The 8,279-nt window shown below is 60.7% G+C and carries 6 protein-coding genes; 3 read left to right on the forward strand and 3 right to left on the reverse strand.

All coding sequences use genetic code 11. From position 1 onward, the window contains the following. Position 1: 1 nt before the first annotated feature. Entirely contained in the window at positions 2 to 1,429 is a 1,428-nt protein-coding gene (locus P5540_17230; protein HRT66563.1) for a radical SAM protein, read from the reverse strand. 115 nt (positions 1,430 to 1,544) lie between these two features. Then, complete coding sequence (locus P5540_17235) at positions 1,545 to 2,783, reverse strand: oligogalacturonate lyase family protein (GenBank protein HRT66564.1); 1,239 nt, start codon at positions 2,781 to 2,783, stop codon at positions 1,545 to 1,547. A 112-nt stretch (positions 2,784 to 2,895) separates the two neighbouring features. Between P5540_17235 and P5540_17240 the strand changes: the two genes are divergently transcribed. The 3 genes from P5540_17240 (at position 2,896) to P5540_17250 (ending at position 7,277) form a co-directional block, all read left to right on the forward strand. After that, complete coding sequence (locus P5540_17240) at positions 2,896 to 3,084, forward strand: DUF2892 domain-containing protein (GenBank protein ID HRT66565.1); 189 nt, start codon at positions 2,896 to 2,898, stop codon at positions 3,082 to 3,084. A 72-nt stretch (positions 3,085 to 3,156) separates the two neighbouring features. Next, positions 3,157 to 5,946 carry a pitrilysin family protein gene (locus tag P5540_17245; protein ID HRT66566.1) on the forward strand — a complete coding sequence of 930 codons (2,790 nt, stop codon included), beginning with the start codon at positions 3,157 to 3,159 and terminating at the stop codon, positions 5,944 to 5,946. A 44-nt stretch (positions 5,947 to 5,990) separates the two neighbouring features. Further along, entirely contained in the window at positions 5,991 to 7,277 is a 1,287-nt protein-coding gene (locus P5540_17250) for a hypothetical protein (protein ID HRT66567.1), read from the forward strand. A gap of 175 nt (positions 7,278 to 7,452) precedes the next feature. Here P5540_17250 and P5540_17255 read toward each other — a convergent pair. Beyond that, positions 7,453 to 8,279, reverse strand: an 827-nt coding sequence (locus P5540_17255) for a hypothetical protein (protein HRT66568.1), incomplete at its 5' end; no start/stop codon positions are given.

Raw genomic sequence — 8,279 nt, forward strand, 5'->3', positions numbered from 1 at the left:
TCTACCGTTCACTGAAATAGCCCAGAAAACTCCTGACCCCGTGGAGTTTGGCCTTCACGTCCGCGAAGGTGCGGATGTTGCCCAGCATACGCGCCATCTGGGAGGGGCGGAGGTAGAAGCGGCGAAGGCCTTCATCAATGAACGCGTTGATTTGATTGATGGAGAGGTCGGGACAGCGGACGGTGGCGCATTGTTCGAAATCGGCGTCCACCCAGTCGCGCCAGCGTTCGGGAATGAGGCAGCCGTTTTCCTTGGCCCATGCGTGGAACGCCGTGCCGGGATACGCGACCATGCCGCTGAATTGCGCGGTATCAATGGGCAGCCGCAGCGCGAGTTCGATGGTTTTTCGGGCGGTATCGGGCGTTTCGCCGGGGCCGCCGAACATGAAACAGCCGTGGATGCGTATGCCGGCCTTCCGCGCGTTTTCGGCGAACGAAAACATCTGGGCGACGGTCGTGCCCTTCTTGACGTTGTCGAGTATCCGTTGATCGCCGAACTCGAATCCGACGCAGAGCATCCGGCATCCCGAGCGTTTCATCAACCGGAGAATGTCCAGGTCGTCCATGTCCACGCGGGCGTTCGCGCTCCAAGAAAGCCGGAAGTCGCGCCGGATCATTTCCTCGCACAGCCGCGCCAGACGGTCGCGCGTGGCGTGCATGACCAGCGTATCGTCCTCGAACATGATTTCCTGCAAACGCGGGAACAAACGCTTGTCGTAGGCGATCTCCCCGACGACGTTTTCGACGCTTCGCGCGCGATAGCCGCGTCCGTTCATGACCTGCGGCAGTTGACAGAACGTGCACTGTCCGTAACAGCCGCGCCCGCTGATCAGCGTGAGGAAGGGAAACAGTTTTCCGGCGTCGCGATAGTCGCCGATGTCAATGTGGCGCCATGCGGGAAAGGGGAGCGCGTCGAGGTCCGCGATGAGCGGACGCCGCGGATTGATTCGAAAATGGCCGTCTTCGGTCCATGCCAGGCCGGGGCATTCGGCGCATGCGACACCGCCGGCCAAGTCGCGCAGCGTGTAGTCGTACTCGCCGACGGCGACGGCGTCCACGGCGCCTTGTCCCCGCGCCAGCGTGTCTTCCGGTTCGGCGGAGACGTGCGACCCGACGAAGACATTGCGTGCGCCCGTCGCGTCCTTGCACAAGGCCGCCGCCGCGATGTCGGAATCAATCGAGGGCGTCGAGGCGAGATGCACAATCATATCCGGCCTGAAGGCCCGCAACCGGGGCAGCGCTTCGGCGGCGGGCATGTTCTTCGCCTGTGCATCGAGCAGAAACACATCATGCCCGGCTTGTTCGAGGACCGCCGCGGCGGTGCAGAGGTAATCGGGATGGCGCTGGACACGCCCCCGCGACCGCGCGAACCATCGCGCGGACTTCGTGAAGTCCTTCCCGAACATCGAATTCAAAAAAGCGACACGCATGCCAGCCTGCGATCCGGAGACGCCGGTGCGCACGGCGCACCCTGCCTTCGCCGCGAGTATAGCATGGGCGCGGGAACGGCGCGGAGCGGATGTTTGCGCGCCGAGGCCTTGCCCGCTATTCCTTCCGGGCCACCGAAACGGCATACACCTGAAGGGTCCCGCCGGTGTCCGATTGAAACACCACCCATTTGCCATCCGGCGTGAAATGGACATTGGGTTCGGGATGCGATTTCCAGGAATGGCCCTTCATGCTGCACAATTTTTCGATGCGCAGTTTGCCGTTTGCAATCCGGTACAGAAAAATCCATTTGCCCGACGGGCATAGGCGGAAACTCCCGCCCTCGCCGTCGCCGCAGAACATGCTTTGATCCCGCGAAATGTTGAAGTGGCGCGAGGCGTAACGCATCTTGAACGGATAGCGCGTGGTTTCTCCTGTGCGCACATCGGTGCAGGCGAGGGAATGTTTCGGATAGGTGAACGCTTCCATGAATCGTGTAATCCGCGCGGGAAACGCCGGAATCTGGAAGTCGCTCCAGATCTTGGTTCCGTCAGGCGACCAGAATTCGTGCGTCTGGATTTCGCGCGCATATTTCTTTTCAAGAACTTTTTGCAGCCCGGTTCCGTCGGATCGGATCATCCACATGCGCTCGACTTCGCGGGCCGGTCCCTCGTGGCAGAACTCGATCAGGGTCGGATCGACCGGCGAAAACTGCACGTGGCCGAGCCATTCGTTCTCGTGGTGAATTTCGCGCACGACGCCCGTGGCGATTTCGATGGTGTACAGCGCATTGGGCAATTGGGCCTTCCATATAGCCCGAATCCACTGGTTGCGCGGCATGTCCGACTGATAATACGTTTCCTCGCCTCGGCAATAGCAGCCGGCCAACAGGGTTTCGTCGCTGTTGACGCTCAGCCCGCGTCCCCATGTGTAGTGATGGGGTATCTTCGCGATTTCCCTCGTTTCGAGCGTGTCGAGATGCGTCGAATACACGCTATCGCCGTTGACGTAGAACAGTTGGCGGCTTTTGGGCGCGACGACCTCGAATCCGACGTTGCGATCCGTGATTTGTCGAATCTCGTAGGTCTTCAGATCCACCGTAAAGGCGCAGCGTCCATTATCCGTGGAACCCATGAAGACCATTTTGTCTCCCGCTTCCGTAAAGGGATTTTGGTGAAAATAGAAGACCTCGTTGTTCCCTTCGCGGCGGGACAGGCGGATAACCTTGTGGCCGGTTGTTTTATCTAACCACTCGTTGCGCTCGACGGACTGGGGCGGCCATGCGCCGGGATCGGAGACGGAGACGCAGCCGGGCAATAACGCAAGGGCCATCAACGGCATGAAGATTCTGGACATATTCAAGGCTCCCGTGCTGTTTATATCATTAGACTTTGCCCATACCGTGCCGGTTTGGGCATGATAAGGGTGATTTCGGCCCGTTTTGGGGTAACGACAAGGAGCGTATTTTATGACGGTTGACCGATGGCTGCGTCTAATAGCCGGTACCTTGGTAACGGCATCCGCCGTGCTGGCGGCGGTTCATAGCCCCTATTGGCTTTTGTTCACGGGGTTTGTCGGAGTGAATCTGGCCCAGTCGGCGCTGACGAACTGGTGTCCCATGATGACGATCCTGCGTAAACTCGGCGTGCCGGGTTGAGCCATGCGACGTTGGAAAGGTTGGAGACGGACGAGAACCATCAAGCCGTACAACATGTGGAGAATCGCGCCAATGAAACCTTGGGGCCGGATGCTGTTGTTTTTACTCGCCTGTCTTGCCGCCGTGGCGTGGGGGAGCGAGCCGGGGTATCTCGACTACCGTTCCATCGAACTCGACAACGGCCTCCGCGTGATTACGCTCGAAGACTTCTCGTGTCCGATCGTCAACGTGAATCTCTGGTACCACGTCGGATCGAAGGATGAGGATCCGGAGCGGCAGGGTTTCGCGCACATGTTCGAGCACATGATGTTTCGCGGCACGGATCGCCTGGGTCCGACGAGCCACTTCGATCTCGTGCGGCGGGCCGGCGGACGCTGCAACGGCTATACGTCGTTCGATCAGACCGTCTACTTCGAGGCGCTTCCGGCGAACCAAATCGAACTGGCGCTGTGGCTCGAAGCCGAACGCATGAGTTTCCTCAAAATCGATCAGGCGTCGTTCGACACCGAACGCAAGGTCGTCGAGGAAGAGCGGCGGCTTGGCCTGAATGCGCCATACGGCACGCTCAACGAGGAGGCGCTTGCGGAAGTTTTCAAGGTGCATCCCTATCGTTGGTCGCCCATCGGCAACATTCCGCATTTGCGCGCGTCGTCCGTGCCGGAATTGCGCGCATTCTGGACTTCGCACTACACACCGAACAACGCGGTCCTCGTCATCGCGGGCGCCGTCCGGCACGAGGAGGCGCAGGCGCTCGCGCAACGGTATTTCGGATGGATTCCGCGTTATCCGGACCCGCCGCGCGTCACCATTCGCGAACCCATGCCGGACCAGCCCAAGACCGTCATCTTCAAACAGGACAATGCCCCCGCTCCGTTGGTTGGACTCGGCTATCGCACCGTGCCGGCCTCGAACGACGATTTGACGGCGTTGCAGTTTTTGGGGCGCATCCTGGCCGGGGGCGACAGCAGCCGCTTGTACCGCCGTCTCGTGTCCGAGAAAGGCCTGGCGGTTCAGATTGCGTGGTTTGATTGGAGCCTTGAGCAAGACGGCGTCTTCGTGGTCGGCGCCGCGCTCCATCCCACGAGCACGAAATACGACGAGACGCTGGCGGCGCTCGAAGAAGAAGTCGCCTTGTTGCGTTCAACTCCTGTGACGGAACGCGAATTGACCAAGGCGCGCAATCAGATGCTTCGGAACCTGGTCACGGAAGACTTGTACGTTTCGAGCAAGGCGAGTGTTCTCGGCCGGGCCACGGTGATTGAAGGCGACACCGCGCGCGTCAACAGGCGTCTTGAACGCATTCGGAGCATCACTCCGGAACGGCTGTTGGAAGTGGCGAGAACCTATTTTGATCCTCAACGGGTGTTCCGGGGCAAGGTCGAGGCGAACATGGCGGGCCTCTTTTCAAAAAAGAAAAGCGCCGAAGACGAGGCGCCCATCACGGCGCCGCCGGAGACGAATCCGCCGCCCGCCGGACGGCCCGGGGTATTGCGTCCCGCCGATTTTCCCGCGTCACCGCCGTTCGCCGGTTTGCTTGAATATGATCCGACGCCGCACTTTGAAACGCGATCGCTCGCGAACGGACTCAAGGTCGTCGTTGTCCCCAACCACGAGGTTCCGTTTGTGAGTTTCCAGTTAGGCCTTCGCGCCGGCGCATGGACGGAAGACAAACCGGGAACGGCGGCGATGGCCATGAGCATGCTGACGAAAGGCGGCACCGCCCAACATACCGCCGAGGAACTGGCCGATGAACTCGACACCTACGCCATTTGGCTTGATGGGTATTCGGGCATGGACAATGCCGCGATGTCGGGCGGTTGCCTCACCGAACACCTCGAACGCGCCGTGAACCTCATGGCCGAGACCATTCTAACGCCGCGTTTCGATGCGAAAGAATTCGAGAAGCGCCGCAAGGAAGAAATCACGAGCCTCACGGTGCAGGAACAAGAACCTTCGTATATCGCATGGCGCGAATTCGAACGGCGCCTCTATGGCGAGCATCCCTATGCGCGACGGCCCTTGGGGTGTGTCGCGGACGTCGAAGCCTTGGCGGTGAAAGATCTCAGAAATTGGTGGAAACGGTTCGGGCGGCCCGACATGGCTGTGCTGTATTTCGCGGGCGACGTGAAACTCGATGAGGCCGTCCGTCTTGCCGAAGCCGCACTGGGTCGTTGGGAGGCCAAAGGAAAACAGCCGAGACCCGAGGTCCCGCCCATTCCCGAATCGCGGGCGACACAGATCTATCTCGTGGACAGGGCGGGCGATCAGGTGCAAATCCGGGTGGGACAGCGCGGCATTACGCGCGACGATCCGCGCTATTTCCATTCCCGCGTCGTAAGCGGGTATTTCGGCGGCGCGTTCGGCAGCCGCCTAAACGACACCCTCCGCGTCAAGAAGGGTCTGACCTACGGTGCGAGCGGCGGCTATTCGGCACAACGGATGGCCGGTCAGTTCGCGCTGGGCACCTTCACCAAGGTTGGGACGGCCGCCGATGCCGTGAAAACCTGCCTCGACGAAATCCGGCGACTGCGAGACGAACCGCCGGCGCCCGTTGAGATTGACGATACAAAGGCGTATATCGCCGGAAGTTTTCCCGCCGATCATGAAACGCCACAACAGATCATGGGCGATCTGTGGCTCATCGAATCCAATGGGCTGCCGGCGGATTATTTCGCGCAACTCCTCAAAGGCGTTGCGGGCACAACCGCGGATCAATGCGTGGATCTCGCAAAAGCCACCCTGGATCCGGATCGTCTCGTCATCGTGGTCACGGGTCCCGCCGACGTGCTGAAACCACAACTTGAAGCCATCGCCCCCGTGACGGTCGTCCCGTCCGGCGATAACAAGGCCGTAAAGCGGTAACATTCCGCCCAACGCCTGTTATCGTTACTGAGGACGCACACAAGATGACCGGCAGTATGACAGGCAACGACGGATCGTCGCCGCTTCATTTCCCTTGGTGGGGACGGGTGCTGCGCGTTTTGTTGTACGCGGGATTCTGGACCACGGCGCGCATCATGTTTTGCGTTCGCGTCATGGGGCGTGCTCAACTGGCCAACCGGCCGGGCGCTGTCTACATCGCCTTGCACAAGCGCGATTCGGACGGTGTCGTGGCGCTGGGCACGGTGTATTGGTTGTGCCGTGGGCGCGGCGCCATAAGCCGCAGTGTCGTCATGTGCGGCGAGCATGTCTACCTTCCCGGGTTCATTGCGGGGTATGCCGTTCGCCGGCCCCGGTGGCTCAGTTTTTTGTTGTTTCCGGTGCGTGTCGGCGGCTTGATGCGGGGCATGGGCTGGCTTCCCATGGCGCTTGCGCGGCGGCGATTCCTCATGGCGCATCTTTTGGATGCCATCGAGGACGGGGGCAACAAGCCGCTCGGGGAAATCCTGGCGGAAGACGTGGAAACCGTGGTTCCCGGCGCATCGGCGCAAACCCCAATCGCCGAATTGTTGCGCTGGCCGTACCGCGATGCCTTGTTCACGCTCCGGGAAACGTCCATCTTCATGCCCGATGTCGCGGAACGGCTTTGGGAACGGCACCGCGCGCGGCTCGCGGAGTGCCTCGAACGTTTTGTCGCCGTGCTCGACTCGGGCGGCTGCGTGTTCATGTCACCCGAAGGAATTTTGTCGCCCGACGGCCGGATGGGGCGCATCCGATCGGGATTGTTTCAACTGCTTCAGGGCGCTTCATGCGACACGGTGATGCAATTCATCGCGATGACCTACGATTTCACGACGACCGGCCGCCCGGCGGTGTTTGTGCATGTCGGGCCGCCTGTCCATGGCGCGAAAGCATGGTCTCAGGAGGAACTGTCCCGATGGGTTCGCGAGACCGCACGCCAGCTGACGGCGATTACCGTGGGATATCTTGCCGCCGTCGAATTCCGGACCGCGGCCAGGAGCGGCAATTCCGATATTTCGACAAGCGAATTGGCGGAGCACATTCGGCATGCCGCGCGACGGCATGCGGCGGACGGTTTCACTGTGGATCCGCGGCTGCTCGATCCCCGTTCGTTTCAGCGGCGATGGCGAAAGTTCCTTCGTTACTGCGAACGGCGCGGCATGCTCGACGCGGAAAAGCGGCACATTCTTGTGCGTGAAGAAGATTTCGCGGATTGCGGCGCCGAAAACCGCGCGGCGGCATCACCGTGGCAGTATTGTCTCAATGAGGTCGAGGGACTCGATGCTTCTTGAACCGGGAATCGGTGGTTGAAAGCGGTTCCGGCCGTGGATTCCGGCCGGCGGTCAAAAAGACACTCAGAAGTCACTCGCCACCAGTAGAACCGGCGGCTTGAGGAAGGTCCTTAGAAGGGGCCAGTAGGTTCGTGCACGAGCACGAGAAATGCCGCTTTTTCTTGGGTGACCCATATCACTCGTGTATCCAATCCACGAGCGCGGCGGTGAGATGGCGTTCGGCGATGCGGGCCGCCGCCAGCAGGCGGCGGGCGCGAAACCAGTCGCGCGGATTGCAGGCAAGGGCGATCCACATTCGGAGGTTGGCTTTTCCTTCCGCCGTCAGATGCCGCATGGCCGAAGGAAGATCTTGGCGGGCGGTGTCGCTTACGGTGCGGAATGAACCATAGGGGACATCCCGCATCCGGCAGACATCGCGGACCGCACCGCTCTCCATGTCAACGGCGATGGCGCCCGATTCCCGTCCCAAGCGTGTTTTGTCTTCAGCGCGCCACAGCACCACCGGCGATGTATGGATCCCGCCGAGATGAAATCCGATGTTCCTTGATGCGGCAATGGCGGCCACACGGCCGGAAAATCGGGGATCGCTCGACTGGTTGTCCGCCACAAGGTCGCCCACTGCGAGTCCGGCATCGAGTCCGCCGCAGAAACCGGCCAGAAGAAGAAGATCGATCCCTTGTCCGGCGATTCGATTCGCCTGCCTGCGCGCATTGTTCAGTCCGATGCCGCATACTTGAAGGATGACGGTGGTCCCGGGGAGTCGGCAGACATACGTCTCCGCATCGCACCGCTGCATTTTCATTGCCGCGATGAATCCGCGCGCTTCGCGCGGGGTCGGTATCAGAATACCGATTTTTCGCAAAGGCATGATTCCCGCAATTCGCGCATGGAGATACTCCTTCGATTGCGATTGAGGAGCGCTTCGTATTTCCCGGTGAATAGTGTACCTGTCCCGGTTCAGCGGGAATTGGACAATCGCCGATTTTTCTAAGCGACTACAGT

Source organism: Candidatus Hydrogenedentota bacterium, assembly GCA_035450225.1.
GTDB lineage: Bacteria > Hydrogenedentota > Hydrogenedentia > Hydrogenedentales > SLHB01 > DSVR01.

Excerpts from the sequence above, each read along its gene's own strand:
- P5540_17230 (HRT66563.1), bottom strand. The coding sequence starts at position 1,429 with ATGCGTGTCGCTTTTTTGAATTCGATGTTCGGGAAGGACTTCACGAAG.
- P5540_17235 (HRT66564.1), bottom strand. The coding sequence starts at position 2,783 with ATGTCCAGAATCTTCATGCCGTTGATGGCCCTTGCGTTATTGCCCGGC.
- P5540_17240 (HRT66565.1), top strand. The coding sequence starts at position 2,896 with ATGACGGTTGACCGATGGCTGCGTCTAATAGCCGGTACCTTGGTAACG.
- P5540_17245 (HRT66566.1), top strand. The coding sequence starts at position 3,157 with ATGAAACCTTGGGGCCGGATGCTGTTGTTTTTACTCGCCTGTCTTGCC.
- P5540_17250 (HRT66567.1), top strand. The coding sequence starts at position 5,991 with ATGACCGGCAGTATGACAGGCAACGACGGATCGTCGCCGCTTCATTTC.